Raw genomic sequence first — 18,130 nt, 5'->3', positions numbered from 1 at the left:
TTTAGGTTATACTACAATTGAATTATCTAGCCGGATGATCACATTCGTCACACACGTTGCCATAGCAGTCAGCTTTTTCATCCATGTCTTGACCACATTGTTGGCATTGTTTCTTTGGTAAGTTTTTGAAAAACTCAATGACGTTTATCATTTGGCTCCTCCTTTGTGTAGTTAACACTATTGTATTATAACAGTATGAAAATAGTCAATGCTGTGTTACAACAAAAACTAAAATAGAGGTGAAAGTATGAAGTTAACTGTAATTGGATTTTGGGGAGGGTATCCTGCTCCAAATGGCGCTACTTCTTCTTATCTATTAGAAAAAGATGATTTTAGTCTACTTATTGATGTTGGCAGTGGTTCCTTATCAAAGTTGCAACAAGTAAAACACGTTATGGATATCGATGCTGTAGTTTTATCGCATTACCATCATGATCATATTGCAGATGTGGGAGTATTACAATATGCTTGGCTTGTTCAATCGTATATTACAGGGGCGAAAGAAATTTTGCCGATCTACGGACATACAGAAGACCGAGCAAGGTTTGAGTCATTAACGCATGAATGTACAGAAGGAGTAGCATATGACCCTAATACAACTTTAGAAGTAGGGCCGTTCACAATAACCTTCTTAAAGACCAAACACCCTGTCCCATGCTATGGTATGCGTATTACAGATGGAGAAACTGTTATCGTATATACTGCCGATACAAGTTATATGGAGGAATGGATAAGCTTTAGTAAAGATGCAGACTTACTTATTACAGATTGTAACTTCTATGCTGACCAAGATGGTTCTAATGCAGGACATATGACAAGTAAAGAAGGTGGTATGATTGCAGAGAAAGCTAATGTAGGCGAGTTATTATTAAGCCATTTACCACAATATCGTCATACAGTAGATTTAGTACGTGAGGCCAGAGTACAATACAATGGGAAAGTACGTGTAGCAGAAGAAGGACTGACATGGGAAAAGTGAGTACTTTCTTTTTGATTGCATCAGTGTTTTCCATTAAACTATGAAGTAGCGTAATAAATTAGGAGGGATATGTTATGAAATTTATTGACAATCAAGGCATTACAGATCCAACCATTAACCTAGCAATGGAAGAATATATTCTACAAAATTTTGGTGAGAGGGATACATATCTATTATTTTACATAAATAAACCTTCCATCATCATTGGTAGGAACCAAAATACCATTGAAGAAATTAATACCGAATATGTTGAAGAAAATGGAATTAAGGTGGTTCGTCGGCTTTCTGGCGGAGGAGCAGTTTATCATGATGAACAAAACTTAAATTTCAGCTTTATTACAAAGGATGATGGAGATAGCTTCCATAATTTTGAGAAGTTTACGAAGCCAGTTGTTGAAGCACTACAAAAATTAGGTGTACCTGCTGAATTAAAAGGTAGGAATGATTTATTAGCAGATGGCCGAAAGATTTCAGGTAATGCGATGTTCTCTACTAAAGGACGGATGTTTAGCCATGGAACGTTGATGTTGGATTCAGAAATCGAAAATGTTGTAAAAGCATTGAAAGTGAAAAAAGAAAAAATCGAGTCGAAAGGGATTAAATCGATTCGTAGTCGTGTGGCAAATATCTCTGAATTCTTAGAAGAAAAAATTTCAATGGAAGATTTCAAAGAGCTAATCTTAAAGTATATTTTTGATGTAGAAGATGTGAAAGATGTTCCACGGTATGAGTTAACAGAAGAGGATTGGAAAAACATTCATAAAATATCAGAGGAACGATATCAGAAATGGGAATGGAATTACGGAAAATCTCCTGCATTCAATGTACAGGTTTCTCATAAATTCCCTGCAGGACTTGTGGATGTCCGTTTAGATGTGAAAAAAGGAATAATAGAAAACTGTAAAATCTTTGGTGATTTCTTTGGATTAGGTGAGATTAACGTTTTGGAGGATAAGATCATTGGAATTCGTCATGAGAAGAAAGCAATAGAAGAAGCGCTTGCTGAAATAGATGTATCTCACTACCTTGGGAAAATTTCAAAAGAAGATTTCATTAACTTAATCTATTAATTTGAAGCGGCTCATATAAATTGAGCTGCTTTTTTCAATACTTTTGTTAACGCTTCCACTTGAAAAATGTATAGTTGTCTTTTATAATTGAAATAGTTTTAAAATTTCCAACGTTTAATTGCGTGGGTTTCAAGTTAAATAGCTTTTAATAAAAAGCTATTTTTTTACAGTAGAATGAATGACTATTCATTCATTATTTTGGTAGGGGGTTGTTATTATGAATTTGAGTGAACAATTATCCATAACAGCTAGAGAATACCCGATGAAAACGGCATACATTTTTCAAGACAAGGAAACGAGTTATTATGAGCTTAATGCTTCTGTTCAACAATTTGCTACACAGTTGGAAAGTTTAGGTTATCAAAAAGGGGATCACATTGCTTTAGTAGTTGGAAATAGTCCATATTTCATCATTGGATTATATGGGGCACTCCGGGCCGGTGCAGTGGTTATACCTATTAACCCGCTATACACACCAAGTGAAATGACGTATATTTTACAAAATGGGGATGTAAAAGGGATTATCACAATGGATGTACTACTGGAGAAATTTATCGCAATATCAGAGCAATTACCGGATGTTAAGCATTACATATCTTGTGAAAGTGGAGTAGATATGGATCTGCAAACACACCCATTATCCTCCAAACTATTTTCATTTACGCAATTAGTACAAACTGGGGAAGGCGTATTTGAAAGTGAGCCGAATTTGGATGAAGAGGACACAGCGATCATTTTATATACATCAGGTACTACAGGGAAACCAAAAGGTGCTATACTCTCTCATAAAAACCTCTATTCCAATGCGAAGGATGTTGCTGATTACTTAACGATAAATGGAGAGGATCGTGTAATTGCAGCATTACCAATGTTTCATGTGTTCTGCTTAACGGTTTCTTTAAATGCTCCATTAATGAATGGCGGAACAATTTTAATACTGCCAAAGTTCTCACCGCAAGAGGTTTATCGTATTGCCAAAGAACATGAGGCAACGGTCTTTGCAGGTGTGCCAACTATGTATAATTATTTGCTACAAGCTGCGGAAGGTAATCAACAAGACTTTTCCAGTATACGTCTCTGTATTTCAGGAGGCGCTGCTATGCCTGTTGCCTTATTAAAGCAATTTGAAAAAACATTTGATGTAAACGTATCTGAGGGATATGGTTTATCGGAGGCAGCACCTGTGACATGTTTTAACCCACTAGATCGACCACGTAAACCTGGGTCGATTGGAACTAGTATTATTAATGTGGAAAATAAAGTCGTTGATGAATTTGGAGAGGAAGTACCAGTTGGAGAAGTAGGTGAATTAATCGTTCGTGGGCCAAATGTGATGAAAGGGTATTACAAGATGCCGGAAGAGTCTGCTGTCACGTTAAAAGAAGGTTGGTTATATACAGGTGACATGGCTCGTATGGATGAGGAAGGGTATTTTTATATTGTTGATCGCAAAAAAGATATGATATTAGTTGGGGGCTATAATGTTTACCCACGAGAAGTCGAAGAAGTTTTATATAGCCATCCAGCTGTAGCAGAAGTAGCAGTTGTTGGGATGCCTGATCCAAACACAGGAGAAGCAGTTATCAGCTTTGTTGTTGTAAAAGAACCGACAATAGAAGAAGCGGAATTGATCGACTTTTGTAAGGTTCATTTAGCAAAATATAAAGTTCCAGCTAAAATAGAATTCTTAGAAGAATTACCGAAAAATACGACAGGAAAAATTATGAGGAGACATCTGAAGGAAATAGTGAATCAAGTATAAAAAGAGCTTGGTATACGTCAAACGGGTTTCATGCTGAGGTATAGAATAAAACTCGTTCTAGTCACCTACGTTATGAAGGGAATCTAGCTAGAAGGAATAAAATATGCCGTATTGCAAAGTAAAACAAGCCGAGATATATTATGAGGATATAGGAGAAGCGTGTGCAACTACTTAAAAAAGGTGATCATCATGGTCACCTTTTTTTTGCAAAAATTATTATTATTTTTGGAATATTATGTTAGTGTTTTAGTGTACAGTTATTACACGAGGGAGAATAGAATATAAGGTTTCGAGCGAGGGGAAGAAAATGACTAAAGAGAAGATAGAATTTGATAAAAGTTGGAAGTTTAGTGGTAATAGCAATTTGCTTAGCCGTAATAGCTTGATGGAGGATGTCATGGAATATTTATATTAAATTACAAGTAGATTGTGGAGAAATAAATAATATTAAGGAGAGGAAGTAAGGGTGAATATAAGACTTGCTGAAGCAAAAGACATTAAGCAATTAATAAGAATGAGATGGGATTTTACTATTGAATATGATGAAAGTAAAAGAAATGCATCATTTGATAATTTTGAAAAGGAATGTCAATCTTTTTTTGAAAACGCAATTAATAGTGGTCGATGGTTTATTTGGGTTGCTGAGGAAAATGGAAAAGTTGTATCACATATAAATATAGAATTAATACAAAAAGTACCACGCCCTGGTAGAGTAACATATCCATTTGCTTATATGACTAATGTATATACAGTTCCAGAGTTTCGAAATATGGGTGTTGGAAGTAAAATACTTAAAATAATAAATAAGTGGGTTAAAGAAAATAATTATGAATTTGTTATTGTATGGCCAAGTGATGAGTCTATAAATTATTATAAGAAAAATGGTTATGCCCATTGTACTGAACCTATGGAATATTTCCCTTCTTGAACTAAAGGCTAGCTTTAACGAAAGAAGCAACTTGTTTATCGCTCTAACGAGGTAGACTAGGTGAATTAATTTAGAGATTAGCAGGGTGTTCAAATACTGAACTAACTGTTCCATCAAATTCCTCTTATTCTACCAAGGAAAATTTTACTCTGATGAAAAAAATCATTACTCACTATTAGTTATCAGAGGCGAGAATATGAAAAATATTGACTGTTTTGATTGGCAAGGAAAAAATAATATAGGAAATGAATGGAATTATAACTATTTCACTAATGGGAGCCATTGTTCAATAAAGGCAGTGTCTTCTTGAATTAGCGGAGCAGGTTAATTAACAGAAAAAAGGGGGGACAAAAATGAAGAAGAAGTGTACAGTTTTAATTAGTTTTATCATAATGCTTGGTGTAATTGTTGGTTGTTCTGCAAAAGCAGAATCATTTGATGATGAAAATATTATTTTCAAGCTTGCCGATACTGAACCAACAGCTAAAGCAATTGAAATAACAAATAAAACCGGATTTGATTTAGTCAACCTTACTTTGAAAATAAGCTATCCGGTGAATAAAAATAATAAAACTGAAACAGAAACGATTAAATCTATAGAAGAATTTAAAATTGTATCAGGTGAAACAAAAGAGATTTCAATTCAACTTGCTCCCAATGAGGGTATAGAAGCAACTGATTTGGAGGTTGACCTTCAGGGCAATGTAGTTAAAAGGAATGAAAAAGTACCTTTTAAAATAGGTGGTGCATTAAGTGCTCTTGTTTCACGCCCTTAGAACTTCTTATTCAAGTAAGCGGGGGAAGTGTGAAATATGGGGTGTGATCTTACAGCTCTTACCAAACTAGAATTTCTTGTCAGGGGAGGATAATGTTGAACTTTCTAGCATTTTTAATAATTCCAGTAATAGCAGTTATAATTGTTAGTGCAATAATGTCACGAATTTATAGGGATGAAGAAAAAAAGGATAAAGGTTTTGTTCTTTTTTACCATAAATTTACATATAGAAGAAGGATGATACGTGCTTTGTGGGGCATTCCAATAATGTTCCTATCATATTTAGTCTTATATTGGCTTGATAATTTTACTTCAAATGAAAAAATAACCATTGGAATCATTTTCTTACTCATTGTTTTAATAGAAATTGCCTATAATTATGTGAAATGGAAAAAGATTGAAAAAAAGTATAACCCATTGTGAAGGAATGTACTTAAAGTAACAGGGGCGTTAATTCGAGAAGGATTAACGCTATTGTTGGGGCAGGATAGTTCAACAAGAATGATATTTTATTTGAGGAGAGGGAAATTGAATTGTTAGAAATAAGAGTTATTGATAAAGAGGATGTTGGGAAAGTATCGAATTTTATTGCACGGTTAAATAGTAGTGAAGAATCACATATTGGTTATTGCGGGAAAGATAAAGAGGAAATCGCAAAGTATATGATAAATGATATTTCAGATATTAAATATACTGATAGTTTTGTTGTAGCATATGAAGACAATAAACTTGTAGGTGTATTGGGGTTTGATGCTGACCTTGAAGAAAGTAGTGTAGAAATATGGGGACCATTTATTGTTCCAAATAATTGGGATGTTGTCTTTGATATGTGGAAGAAAATGACTGATTTGCTTCCAAGTGAAATAGAATCATTGGAGATGTTTCCGAATTTAAAAAATATTCAAGTGTGCCAATTAGCAAAAAATCTTTCTTTTAAAAAGCATAGTGATGAAACAATATTGATTTTTCAGCGTAAAAATGGTCACGAGTTAAAGAGTGTTTCCATTGAAGAATTAACTCCTGAGTATTACTTAGATATGATGCAACTTCATGATAAAGCATTTCCTGGTGCTTATTATAGTGGTCAACAAATTATTAAACGTTTAGATGAACATAAAAGAGTTTTTATAATAACCAATAATGGTAATTTTTGTGGGTATATTTATGTCGAGGCAGAACCAGAATTTGGTGAGGCAAATATTGAATTTTTTGCTGTTGAGAAGTCTGATAGAGGTACTGGAATTGGAGGACAATTACTAACGGGTGCCTTAAAATGGTTATTTACATTTGAGGACATAGAATCTGTTAGACTCTGTGTCAACTCCACCAATGGTAGTGCGATTACCTTATATAAGAAAGTTGGCTTTCAACATCTATATGACTTGTGTGCGTTCACTAAGAATTTAGAAAAAAGTTGTTAGTAATAGAAGTATGAAGATCATAATAAGTGAAATATTACATTTACACTTTCGGGGCATTTGAGGAATAAGGGGTTGTCAATGTGGCAACTCCTAATAAGGCAGATTTGAAGAACTTCTTTTTTGGAGGTGCTTAATGAATCTATTAAATCATATAAGAGTAAGTATATTTTTACTAATTTTTATTATACCCATAAGTGGTTGTTCAGCAGTATCAGAACAATTTGAACCTAGTTTAAAAGGATTTATTCTCGAAGTAGAAGGTAGAGAGGTTTTAGTTGCTGAAAATATATCGACCAATGAATATGATGAAATAAAAGATATACCGATTGATGATTTAGATAACGAAAAACTCAGTTTAATTTATATAACTTACGAAGATGTCAAAGGTTTCGATAAAGGAAATGAAATTAAAGTTTGGTTGGATGGAGATATCGCAACTTCCTATCCGGCACAAGCTAAAGCGAAAAAAATTGAGTTAATAGAGTGAACGATATATTCATCTATCGGGTGTGTATCAAGAAGAAGCAGAAATGATGGGCAGGATTATTTAAGAAGAATTTAAGCTAATGAAGGGAATAATGTATAAATGTAATGTAATGGAAAAGGGGAAGAAATAATGGAAGTTATCATAACGGTTGGCGTTGTCATTATAGCAATTACTTGTTTAACGATTGATGGTAAATTGAAAAAAACAAGTGAACAAAACATAGAAATTATCGAACTATTAAAACAGGGGAAAGAAAAATAAGTATTGTTACTTATACCGTTACGGGGGTATTACTACAAGAAGGGATTAATGCTTTTCATATTGAACAAAAAGGTGCAGGGTGGAAGAAGGTAATCGAAGTGCTTTTTTAAGGAGAAGGTGGATCTATGCCATTAGAACAGGAAGTAATGGGTTTGTTAATTGGTGGAGTTTCTATTGTTATGGGGATTGCAATTTTAATTACGGTGTTCCTTTGGGTGAAAAATAAAAATAATAGTTCAGGGTACATCTGGACATTACTGCACTTGCTATTAGTTTCTGTTGCAGTATATTTTACATTAAAGGGTATAGCTTTTGACTACAATCATCCAATGGCATCAGAAGAGATTTCGCTCCAAATAGGTATTTCTGGAGTTATTTGGGCATTGAGTATGCTTTGTTTAGTAATAGCATTATTTAGCTTTTCGAAAGAGAGAAAGCATAGTGCTCTTAAACAAATGGGTTAGTTCAAGAAGATTTAAACTATAAAGTAGATAAGTCGAAGGTTTGTTAAATTTTTTATACGGAATTTTAAAATTAGGGGGGTATGTATGAAGAAAAAGATACTAATTGTTATCTTTTTTATAGTGATATTTAGTGCTGTCTTACTTTTTTACCCATATAATTTATACCACTATTTTACTGCGGAAGAAAAAGTCAAAAGTGTTTTTATTGATTCTAATATGAGAGAAAGGTCTTTTGGGGATGACTCTGAAATATTAAATGTAAAATATTTAGGGAACTATATTTATTATGTTGAGACAGATGAGAACACTTTTCTTGTTGAGATTAAATCAAGTAATTCCTCTCACTCAATTGAAATTTTTGAACACAACCAGCATATCACTCAATTTAAAGACTACTAAGATTGTGAAAATACGTACTAGCAACTATAAGATGACATTATATGAAATCATTTATGGCCGACTCAATAAAGTCGGTCTATTTTCTGCTGAGTACAATTTTATTAGTGTGCAATTATGAACGACAATTGGTTTGTTTTTTATATTGTTTTTTGTATGAAATCGTTTCTGGTAGACCATACTATATTAAAAAAGGGACTGATTAAATGAATAAACAAGATAAGAATAAACCGGAATTAGCTACGTTTACATTGCTCAATCCAGATTTTCATCCCATGGAAAGTGTTAATGAAGGAGGGCAAGATGAGGAAGTAGATGAATTTTCATCACAAAATGACAATAATAGTTAAGTAAATGGGATTTTATTCAAAAAATTTAAATTTTATATACCATTTTGTCGGATATTTTGGTAGATTAGTAATATAGCCTCTTTCTTTTCGTTTGAACAGCGAAAGGATGAAAAAAATGTTTAAAGAATTTTATACTCCATCACATGAAATCACCCCACAAACACTAGCAGTATTAGCACAAGTAGACAAAGGAGGTAATCTTAGTACTTGTGTGCTCGAAGAAGAATCCGAGTATGTGATTGATTATTCTCCTAGCAAGTTGATCGACTTCTCCTGCAAGTTCTTTGGTTCTAGCCTTAAAGGGAGGCAAGACGGTACGCGAGATATTTGCGGCATTACTCACAAAGCTCCAATCTCGATTGATCCATCAAGTGGCATGTATTTCTTTCCTACTTCCTCTCCGACGAATCCGAAATGCTCCTGGATTGCTCACTCCCATATCAAACAAGTGAATAAAGCTGGAAATCTGAGTACAGAGATAATCTTTAAAAGCGGCAAACAAGTTATTTTGGATACTTCGTTTGGATCCTTGATTAACCAGGTTCAACGCACCGCACAGTTTCGGTATTTATTGGATAACCGAATTAAGTATTTAAAGCAGCATAGGAATGATCCGATGATAAACTCTTCGACATAAGTTCGTCAAAAATAGCTTTCACTTTCTTTCGAATAGCAGGATTAAAATAATTACGTTTTTCTTCTCTTCCTTGGCAAAGAAAGAGATAGGATGAAAAAGAGTCATTTTTATTTAATAAGGTAACTTGAAGATTTTTAGCAGTCATTGCTTTTCGTAATTGTCTGCGTTCATTGATTGCCTCAGAAGCCATTTTTTCCAACAGTTCAACATACGATTCTTTAATTTTAAAATTACCTCGTTGGATTCGATCGATATCTTGTTTAATCACTACCAATGTCATGGAAAGAAAAAGGAATCGTGAAGCCAATTGTATATCTTCATCTGAAAGATAACGCATATATTCCACCTCTACATTTAGGAACGTTTGTTCTATTATATGTCAAAACAATGAAAAATAATACTGAAAAATATTGGAAAATGAAAAGAAAGAGGCAGAAAATTATTTAATACTATGCATTTTCTCGAGTTTAATTTAAAATATAGTTATTACATTAAAAAGAGAATTGATGTTCTACATTGATGAGGAGATTAGACTACATGTATTTGTTTAACATCCTAACGGACTGGAAGATAGCGATTGAAAATGATCAATTAGATGAATTAATCATGCATTTATTAAATGATTATGAAAGACTAGGACCTTTACCTGGAATCTTGTTACCATTTATAGAAGCTTTCCTTCCGTTTCTACCGTTAGTGGTATTTGTGTTGGGGAATGCTGCAGCTTATGGATTATTAGAAGGTTTTCTACTATCTTGGGCAGGCTCAAGTTTAGGAGCTATTTTAGTCTTTTTAATTATCCGTAATCTCGGTGATAAGCGGATGTTTCTGGCGGTTCGAAGGAATAAACAAGTAAAGAAAGTAACTGCTTGGCTTGAACGGCATGGCTTTGGACCACTTTTCTTGTTAATGTGCTTTCCATTTTCACCGTCATCTGTAATTAATGTCGTTTCCGGTTTGTCTAAGATTAGTATTCAACAATTTATCTTAGCGGTAATTTTTGGGAAAGCAGTAATGATCTTTTCGATATCATATATTGGTTCAAGTATTGTATCATTTGCTCAAAATCCCATGGAGACAATTATTGTTGGAATAGTTATCGTGTTGTTTTGGATTGTAGGTAAATACCTGGAAAAGAGGCTACAACGCAAGGCATTACAGAGTGATACCATCAACGAGAAAGATAAACAGAAATAGTTTTACATAAAAATAGGAAAACTTCTGTCTAGAGATAGAAGTTTTTTCCTTATATAATTGGATATCACATCGAGGGGGATTAGAATGGGACTTCGATTTATATTAGGTAGATCGGGTAGTGCAAAAAGTGAGCAATCATTTAACGAAATCAGAGAAAAATCAATGGAAAGTCCACAAGGTCCACCAATATTATATATTGTTCCTGATCAAATGACATTTGAGCAAGAATATGAATTGTTTAAGGATGAAGCGTTTCAAGGGAGTATACGGACGCAAGTGTTCAGTTTCTCTCGACTTGCATGGAGAGTTCTACAGGAAACAGGTGGAGGGACAAGACAATTTATTAGTTCCGTTGGTATTCAGATGATGCTTCGAAAAATAATCGAAGAAAAGCAGGGAGAATGGCTTGTTTTTCAAAAGGCAATGGAAAAGCAAGGGTTTTTAAATCAAATTGAAAAAATGATTACTGAATTTAAACGGTATCAAATTACTCCTGAAGTTCTACAAATGCAAATTGATCAAATCAAACAATTTGTGCATCAGGAACCTGGCGAACAGGCATTAGCAAATAAGCTTGAGGATTTACGTTATATATACGAAAAATTAGTTGTAGCACTAGAGACGAACTATATAGATAGTGAGGATCAGTTACAGTTATTAGCAGAGAAGATTCCAGACGCGTCATTTTTGAATGGTGCTGAAATATATTTTGATGGATTTCATCGATTTACACCGAAGGAATTACTTGTTGTCGAGACACTAATGAAAAAATGTGACAATCTTACATTTACGTTAACGGTAGATCATCCGGAAGCGGAACAGTTATCAGACCTGGATTTATTTTATCAAACAACTGAAACATATCATGTGCTCAAATCGATTGCTCACGAAAACCGAGTAGAGATAGAAGAAGATATCATGTTAGACCCAAGAGATGGAAGGTTTCAGGAGCGACCGTATTTTGCTCATTTAGAGGAGAATTTTGATGTCAGACCTGCACTAGCATATGAAGGAAATGCACCAATTCAAATAGCAGAAGCGGTACATCCGCGTGCAGAAGTCGAAGGTGTTGCACAAGAAATATTAAGGCTTGTTCGCGAGGAAAATTACCGTTTTCGAGACATGGCAGTCTTAATACGCCAAACTGAGATGTACCAAGACCTAATAGCAACAATCTTTGAAGATTATAATATTCCTGTGTTCATTGATGAGAAAAGAACAATGCTTAATCATTCATTAATTGAGTTTATTCGTTCTGTTTTAGATATTGTGGAAGGCAATTGGCGTTACGATGCTATTTTTCGAGTGTTGAAAACAGGTTTTATTCCACAAACAGATGAAGAATATCCCTTAACGACTGATGCTATTGATGAATTAGAAAACTATGTGTTGGAATATGGAATGAGGTCTCGCGAAAGATGGACTGGTGATCAAGAGTGGGTATTTCAACGTTTTCGTGGGTTTGACCAAGCAGCGCAAACAGATGAAGAAATGAAGATGCAAATACGCATTAATCGCTATCGTAAGCAGGTTGTACAAGCATTGCAAACTTTTGATACAACTATTCGTAAAGCAGAAACTGTTCAGGAGTTTTGCGAAATAACTTATATACTCTTAGAAAACCTCGGTGTTTCAAATCGGCTAGAATCCATGCGCACATATTATGATGATCATGGACAAATTGAAAAGGGGCGAGAACAGGAACAAGTCTGGAATGCCATTATTCAATTATTCGATGAAATAGTAGAGATGGCTGGTGATGAGCCGATGTCATTAGCAACATTCCGGGCAACATTGGATGCTGGGTTTGAATCACTGAAATTCTCCCATGTTCCACCGAGTATTGATCATGTCATCGTTGGTACGATTGACCGATCACGGATCAGTGGAATAAAATGTTCCTTTTTGTTAGGGGTAAATGAAGGGGTTTGGCCTTTAAAACCACCTGCCGACGGGATGATTAACGAAACAGAAAGGGAACTTTTGGCGGGACACGGCATGAAGCTAGCGGAAACAAGCAAACGTCAACTTCTGGATGACTGGTTCTATATGTATCTCGCATTTACCTCCGCTAGAGATTACTTATGGGTTAGTTATCCACTTAGTGATGAAGAAGGTAAATCGAAGATGCCTTCTCAGCTAATAAAGCGGATGGAAGACTTATTCCCATCTTGTAGTGAACATACTCTTTTACAAGATCCAGATGAATTAGTGGATGCGGAACGATATATCACGACACCGGTGAAAACTAGGTCTGCGTTAACAGCACAATTAGCAAGAAGTAGAAAAGGTTATCCAGTAAAACCTGTTTGGTGGCATGTTTTGAATTGGTATATGAATCATGGTCATAAACATGATACGACCTACACGATTTTACAAAGCCTATATTATGAAAATAAACCTTTGGATATTTCGGAACATACGGTCAAAGAATTGTATCCGAAGCAGGTGAAAGCAAGTGTATCCCGGTTAGAATCCTATTACCGCTGCTCATACCAGCATTTTGCAAAGTATAGTCTAGGACTAGATGAGCGTAAAACATATAAATTGGACGCACCTGATATCGGTAACCTATTCCATGAAGCATTACGAATTATTACCGAGTGGATTCAAGATGAAGGAAGGGATTTTTCTGGATTGACGAAACAGGATACGGCATCATATGCACAGCGAGCAGTTCAGAATTTAGCACCGATTCTTCAGCACCAAATTTTGCATAGCTCAAACCGTTACCAATATATACAGCGTAAATTAGAGGAAGTGATTGCGAGAGCAGCATTTGTTCTGAGTGAACAAGCTCGACAAAGTCAGTTTTCACCGGTTGGGTTAGAATTAGGTTTTGGTTCGCAGCATGACAAACTAAATCCTGTAACATTGGAACTACCGAATGGCTTTGAAATAATGCTTCGAGGTCGAATTGATCGGGTGGATAAAGCGATAAATAATGAAGAATTATTTTTGCGTATTATAGATTATAAATCTAGTGCAAAGGGACTGAACTTAGTAGAGGTATATTATGGACTTGCATTGCAGATGCTCACATATTTAGATGTTGTATTATCGCAATCCGAAAGCTGGCTACAGAAAAAAGCTACTCCTGCTGGGGTACTTTATTTCCATGTTCATAATCCGATGATCTCTGGAAATAAAAGAATCTCTGATGAAGAACTAGAGAAAGAGATTTTTAAAGAATATAAAATGCAGGGCATGTTGCTTGCCGATGAACAGGTTGTAAAACTAATGGATACGAATTTAGATACTGGGTGGAGTGATATGCTACCAGCTGCCGTGAAAAAAACTGGGGAGTTCTATGATAAATCCAAGGTAGCTAGTTCAGAAACTTTTTCCAGTTTGCAACATCATATACATCAGTTAATGATGCAAGCAGGAATTGATATTACTCAGGGTGGCGTTCATTTAAACCCTTACCAACATAAGCAAAATATTGCTTGTACGTATTGTCCATTTCTATCCGTCTGTCAATTTGATACTTCACTAGAGACGAATAATTTTCGCAAATTACAAGACATTGGTGATGAAGAAATATTGGATAAAATCCGAACGAAGGGGGAGGTATAGATGGTAAACTGGACGAAAGAACAAGAAGAGGCTATCTATACGGATGGTAGTGATGTATTAGTTGCCGCCGCAGCAGGATCTGGAAAAACAGCAGTTTTAGTAGAGCGTATTATTCAAAAGCTACTAAAAAAGGAAAATCCAGTTGATATCGATTCCCTTCTCGTCGTAACTTTTACAAATGCAGCCGCTCAAGAAATGCGTAACCGAGTTGGTCTTGCACTGGAGAAAGCGTTGGAAGTAGATCCAACTTCGGTACACCTCAAAAAGCAATTATCATTACTTCAACGTGCATCAATTTCGACACTGCATTCCTTTTGTTTGGATGTCGTAAAGCAATATGCGTATTTATTAGATATTGACCCTGGATTTCGTATTGCAAATGATATGGAAGCTGATTTGATGCAGCAGGAAGTAATGGATGAGTTATTTGAAGAGTGGTATGGCGCAGAAGGAGAGGAACAAGAACGCTTCTTCGCCGTTGTCGACCGGTTTTCCAGTGACCGAAGTGATGGAGATGTGGAAAACTTAGTTCTTTCACTATATACTTTCGCTATTCAAAATCCTTGGCCAAGTCAATGGCTGGATCAGTTAGCAGAGGTATATGACATAGCTGACAATTGGAAAGAAGAAGATTTGACTTGGTTGGACATTATCAAACAAGAAGTAACCAATCAATTTGAGGCGTTACAGCAAGAGATGGACTTAGCATTAACCTTGACACAGGACCCTGAAGGACCAGAGCAATATAAAGAAGCGGTTGAATCGGATATGGCGATGCTAAGTGAAGCTAAGAGCCTATTAGAATCATGGGACGGACTTCAAGAATACCTAGCTACAAGCAAATTTATCGCATTGTCCCGAAAAAGTAGCGAGTGTGATGAAGGAAAGAAAAATAAAGTAAAAGCATTGCGTGAGAGTTACAAAAAACGTTGGAATAAAATGAAGGGCGGATGGTTTAGTCGGAAATTATCCCATCATATTGATGATATGCGCGAGTTGGCTCCGGTAATTAAATCACTTACAGAGTTAGTAAAGGAATTTCACATACGGTTTACTAAGTTAAAGAAAGAAAAAGCAGTAGTTGATTTTTCCGATTTAGAGCATTATTGCTTGCAATTATTAATTGATGAAACATCTACAGCTAGTCAGCCAATCCCATCAAGTGTTGCCAAAAGCTTACAAAATCAATTTAGTGAACTACTTGTCGATGAATACCAGGATACAAACCTAGTTCAGGAGACAATTCTAACAATGATTAGTGATCAAGTGGGATCTGGGAATATGTTCATGGTTGGAGATGTAAAACAAAGTATCTATCGATTTCGACATGCGGAACCATCTTTGTTTATCGAAAAATACAAACGCTTTGCAAAGGAAGATCAGGTAGGAAAACGGATTGACCTTGCAAGTAACTTCCGTAGTAGAGAATTAGTTCTTGTCGGTGCGAATTATATCTTTAGACAAATTCTAGATGAAGAATTAGGGGAGATTAACTATGACAAAGATGCTGAGTTGATCTATGGAAATAAGATGTATGATACGCTACCATATGCCGAACCCAACCCTGAACTGGTCATCGTTGATCGACAGAAGCCAGAAGAGAAAGAGGATCCAGCAGATGAAGAGGAAAACTATCAAGATTTAGAAAAGGCCCAGCTTGAAGCAAGAGCATATGCCGAGAAAATTAAAGGATGGATTGGGCAAAAGGAGAGAGCACCACTCCAAGTCTTTGACAAAACAACAGAGCAGCAAAGGGATGTTCAATATCGGGATGTCGTTATTCTACTCCGTTCCATGACATGGGCACCAACAATAGTCGATGAACTTAAAAAGCAAGGAATTCCAGTGTATGCTGAACTGTCCACCGGATATTTTGAAGCAATCGAAGTTAAAATCATGCTAAGCTTCCTGAAAATTATTGATAACCCAAGGCAGGATATTCCATTAGCATCGGTACTTAAATCCCCTATTGTAGGACTAAATGAGGATGAACTAGCTTCGATTCGACTAGCAGATCGTAAACATACGTACTATGATGCATTGCAAAAATATCAGCGTGAAAATGCAAATGAGCTGACTGAAAAAGTGATGCGATTTTTAAACAAACTTGAACAATTCCGTTTAGCATCTAGACAGGGTGCACTTTCTGAACTAATTTGGCAAATTTATCGGGAAACGGGATATTATGATTTTGTTGGTGGTATGCCAGGTGGTCGCCAACGTCAAGCGAATCTACGTGCATTATATGATCGAGCTAGAAGTTATGAAACAACCTCTTTCCGAGGACTCTTTCGCTTCTTGCGCTTCATTGAGCGTATGGAAGAACGAGGTGATGACCTAGGTGCTGCACGAGCTTTAAGTGAGCAGGAAGACGTCGTTCGTATCATGACAATTCATAAAAGCAAAGGGCTAGAATTTCCAGTAGTTATTGTAGGAGCAATGGAAAAACAGTTTAATTTACAAGATTTAAATAAACGCTATTTATTGCATAAGGATTTAGGTTTTGCTAGTAAATATATTGATCCTGTTAAACGTATAACCTATCCAACTATTTATTTCGATGCAATGCGCCAGGAAAAACTTCGTGAACTATTAGCAGAGGAAATGCGTGTATTATATGTTGCTTTAACTCGAGCAAAAGAAAAATTAGTTATGGTTGGCAATGTAGCTTCGTTTGAGAAGAAACAAGAAAAATGGCAGAAAATGCTTGATCATTCGGAATGGATCATGCCCGCACATTTTCGAATGGAGTCCAAAACGTATTTGGATTGGGTTGGTCCAGCATTGATTCGCCATCAGGAGACAGATATATTACGAACGGAAGACATTCAGGATGCCGTTTTAGACGAAATCCGGATCGATCCTTCTAGATGGGATGTTTCAATTATTCATGGGAGTGATTTGGTTAATCTAGAGGAGTCAAGTGTGGAAGCAGATATGCAACTCAAAGAGAAAATTAGTAAGTGGCAACCAATCGAACTAGAAGATGAAGCGCTAGATTCTTTTGTTCATGACAGACTTTCGTATACGTATCCATATGAGGAAGCTGCTAGATCTCGTGTGAAACAAACGGTAACCGAAATTAAACGCCAACGCGAAATAAAAGATGAATACAGTGCTGAGCAACTTATTACTCCTTTTCAAGCTCCCATTGTAAGAAAGCCTGTCTTTATGCAAAAAGAAAAGAAACTTTCAGCTGCTGAGAGAGGTACAGCAATGCATACAGTTATGCAGCATATTTCTTTTGCTAAGCAGATGGATTCACGTGAAATTCTGGCGTTTATAGAAACATTGATAGAGAAAGAAATTTTGCTGCGCCAAGAAGCTGATATTATTGATGTTTCGGCAATTGAGAAATTCTTTAAAACGAATATTGCGAGTTACATGTTGGAACAATCAACCATTTATCGGGAAGTACCTTTTAGCATCACATTACCTGCTAACGAGGTGTATGCAAATTGGCAAAGTGAAACAAATGAACAGATTATGTTACAAGGTGTACTAGATTGTGTTATTCCAAAAGATGATGGTTGGATTATATTAGATTATAAGACAGATGCCATTTCAGGTGAAATCACCGAATCACTAGTCGACAAACTTGTTAAACGATATGAAACACAATTAAGTCTTTACCGATATGCATTGGAACGAATTTGGAAACAACCAGTTAAAGAAACCTATTTATATTTCTTTAGCAAACAATTGCTCGTAAAAGTTCCCTTAAAGTAGAAGAAAGAGAAAAAGTCATATGATTATCTGAGGAAGAACAGATCGTGGAGGATTACTGTTATCTCTACAATTTATTTTTAATCCGAGTCAATATG

At 35.6% G+C, this 18,130-nt stretch carries 18 protein-coding genes; 16 read left to right on the top strand and 2 right to left on the bottom strand.

Annotated features, from left to right (window positions below):
* Positions 1-22: 22 nt before the first annotated feature.
* Positions 23-151: a protein YhfH gene (gene yhfH / locus ACFSTA_RS00315; RefSeq protein WP_377554327.1), complete on the bottom strand. Its 129-nt coding sequence runs from the start codon at positions 149-151 to the stop codon at positions 23-25.
* Positions 152-247: 96 nt separating this feature from the next.
* Here yhfH and ACFSTA_RS00310 point away from each other — a divergent pair, with 96 nt between their 5' ends.
* The 13 genes from ACFSTA_RS00310 to ACFSTA_RS00250 all read left to right on the top strand — a co-directional run bounded on the left by ACFSTA_RS00310 (position 248) and on the right by ACFSTA_RS00250 (position 9,530).
* Entirely contained in the window at positions 248-979 is a 732-nt protein-coding gene (locus ACFSTA_RS00310; RefSeq protein WP_377554325.1) for an MBL fold metallo-hydrolase, read from the top strand.
* Between the two features lie 74 nt (positions 980-1,053).
* A complete protein-coding gene (locus ACFSTA_RS00305; protein WP_377554323.1) occupies positions 1,054-2,049 on the top strand; it encodes a lipoate--protein ligase in 996 nt (331 codons plus the stop codon).
* A 217-nt stretch (positions 2,050-2,266) separates the two neighbouring features.
* Positions 2,267-3,811: a fatty acid--CoA ligase family protein gene (locus tag ACFSTA_RS00300; RefSeq protein ID WP_377554321.1), complete on the top strand. Its 1,545-nt coding sequence runs from the start codon at positions 2,267-2,269 to the stop codon at positions 3,809-3,811.
* Between the two features lie 466 nt (positions 3,812-4,277).
* The gene (locus ACFSTA_RS00295; protein WP_377554319.1) at positions 4,278-4,739 is read left to right on the top strand and encodes a GNAT family N-acetyltransferase; all 462 of its coding nucleotides are present in this window, start codon (positions 4,278-4,280) and stop codon (positions 4,737-4,739) included.
* A gap of 353 nt (positions 4,740-5,092) precedes the next feature.
* Positions 5,093-5,515, top strand: a complete 423-nt coding sequence (locus ACFSTA_RS00290; protein WP_377554318.1) for a hypothetical protein — start codon at positions 5,093-5,095, stop codon at positions 5,513-5,515.
* A gap of 95 nt (positions 5,516-5,610) precedes the next feature.
* On the top strand, positions 5,611-5,937 hold the full coding sequence (locus ACFSTA_RS00285; RefSeq protein WP_377554316.1) for a hypothetical protein: 327 nt from the start codon (positions 5,611-5,613) through the stop codon (positions 5,935-5,937).
* Between the two features lie 110 nt (positions 5,938-6,047).
* The gene (locus ACFSTA_RS00280; RefSeq protein WP_377554314.1) at positions 6,048-6,935 is read left to right on the top strand and encodes a GNAT family N-acetyltransferase; all 888 of its coding nucleotides are present in this window, start codon (positions 6,048-6,050) and stop codon (positions 6,933-6,935) included.
* Between the two features lie 133 nt (positions 6,936-7,068).
* Positions 7,069-7,422 carry a DUF3221 domain-containing protein gene (locus ACFSTA_RS00275; RefSeq protein ID WP_377554312.1) on the top strand — a complete coding sequence of 118 codons (354 nt, stop codon included), beginning with the start codon at positions 7,069-7,071 and terminating at the stop codon, positions 7,420-7,422.
* Positions 7,423-7,551: 129 nt separating this feature from the next.
* The gene (locus tag ACFSTA_RS00270) at positions 7,552-7,683 is read left to right on the top strand and encodes a hypothetical protein (protein WP_377554311.1); all 132 of its coding nucleotides are present in this window, start codon (positions 7,552-7,554) and stop codon (positions 7,681-7,683) included.
* Positions 7,684-7,808: 125 nt separating this feature from the next.
* On the top strand, positions 7,809-8,147 hold the full coding sequence (locus ACFSTA_RS00265) for a hypothetical protein (RefSeq protein ID WP_377554309.1): 339 nt from the start codon (positions 7,809-7,811) through the stop codon (positions 8,145-8,147).
* An 84-nt stretch (positions 8,148-8,231) separates the two neighbouring features.
* Complete coding sequence (locus ACFSTA_RS00260) at positions 8,232-8,546, top strand: hypothetical protein (protein WP_377554307.1); 315 nt, start codon at positions 8,232-8,234, stop codon at positions 8,544-8,546.
* A 203-nt stretch (positions 8,547-8,749) separates the two neighbouring features.
* Complete coding sequence (locus tag ACFSTA_RS00255; RefSeq protein ID WP_377554305.1) at positions 8,750-8,893, top strand: hypothetical protein; 144 nt, start codon at positions 8,750-8,752, stop codon at positions 8,891-8,893.
* 115 nt (positions 8,894-9,008) lie between these two features.
* On the top strand, positions 9,009-9,530 hold the full coding sequence (locus tag ACFSTA_RS00250) for a competence protein ComK (RefSeq protein ID WP_377554303.1): 522 nt from the start codon (positions 9,009-9,011) through the stop codon (positions 9,528-9,530).
* Here ACFSTA_RS00250 and ACFSTA_RS00245 read toward each other — a convergent pair.
* Positions 9,478-9,867, bottom strand: a complete 390-nt coding sequence (locus tag ACFSTA_RS00245) for a hypothetical protein (protein ID WP_377554301.1) — start codon at positions 9,865-9,867, stop codon at positions 9,478-9,480. The genes ACFSTA_RS00250 and ACFSTA_RS00245 overlap by 53 nt on opposite strands.
* A 200-nt stretch (positions 9,868-10,067) precedes the next feature.
* Between ACFSTA_RS00245 and ACFSTA_RS00240 the strand changes: the two genes are divergently transcribed.
* The 3 genes from ACFSTA_RS00240 to addA all read left to right on the top strand — a co-directional run bounded on the left by ACFSTA_RS00240 (position 10,068) and on the right by addA (position 18,035).
* Positions 10,068-10,727, top strand: coding sequence for a TVP38/TMEM64 family protein (locus tag ACFSTA_RS00240; RefSeq protein ID WP_377554299.1), 660 nt, complete (start codon positions 10,068-10,070; stop codon positions 10,725-10,727).
* Between the two features lie 84 nt (positions 10,728-10,811).
* Positions 10,812-14,306 (top strand): helicase-exonuclease AddAB subunit AddB, encoded by a 3,495-nt coding sequence (addB, locus tag ACFSTA_RS00235; RefSeq protein ID WP_377554297.1) that lies wholly within the window; start codon positions 10,812-10,814, stop codon positions 14,304-14,306.
* On the top strand, positions 14,307-18,035 hold the full coding sequence (addA, locus tag ACFSTA_RS00230; RefSeq protein ID WP_377554295.1) for a helicase-exonuclease AddAB subunit AddA: 3,729 nt from the start codon (positions 14,307-14,309) through the stop codon (positions 18,033-18,035).
* Positions 18,036-18,130 lie beyond the last annotated feature (95 nt).

Origin of the sequence: Ornithinibacillus salinisoli (genome assembly GCF_042684965.1) — a bacterium.
GTDB lineage: Bacteria > Bacillota > Bacilli > Bacillales > Amphibacillaceae > Ornithinibacillus > Ornithinibacillus salinisoli.
This window is presented reverse-complemented; position numbering and strand designations above follow the sequence as displayed.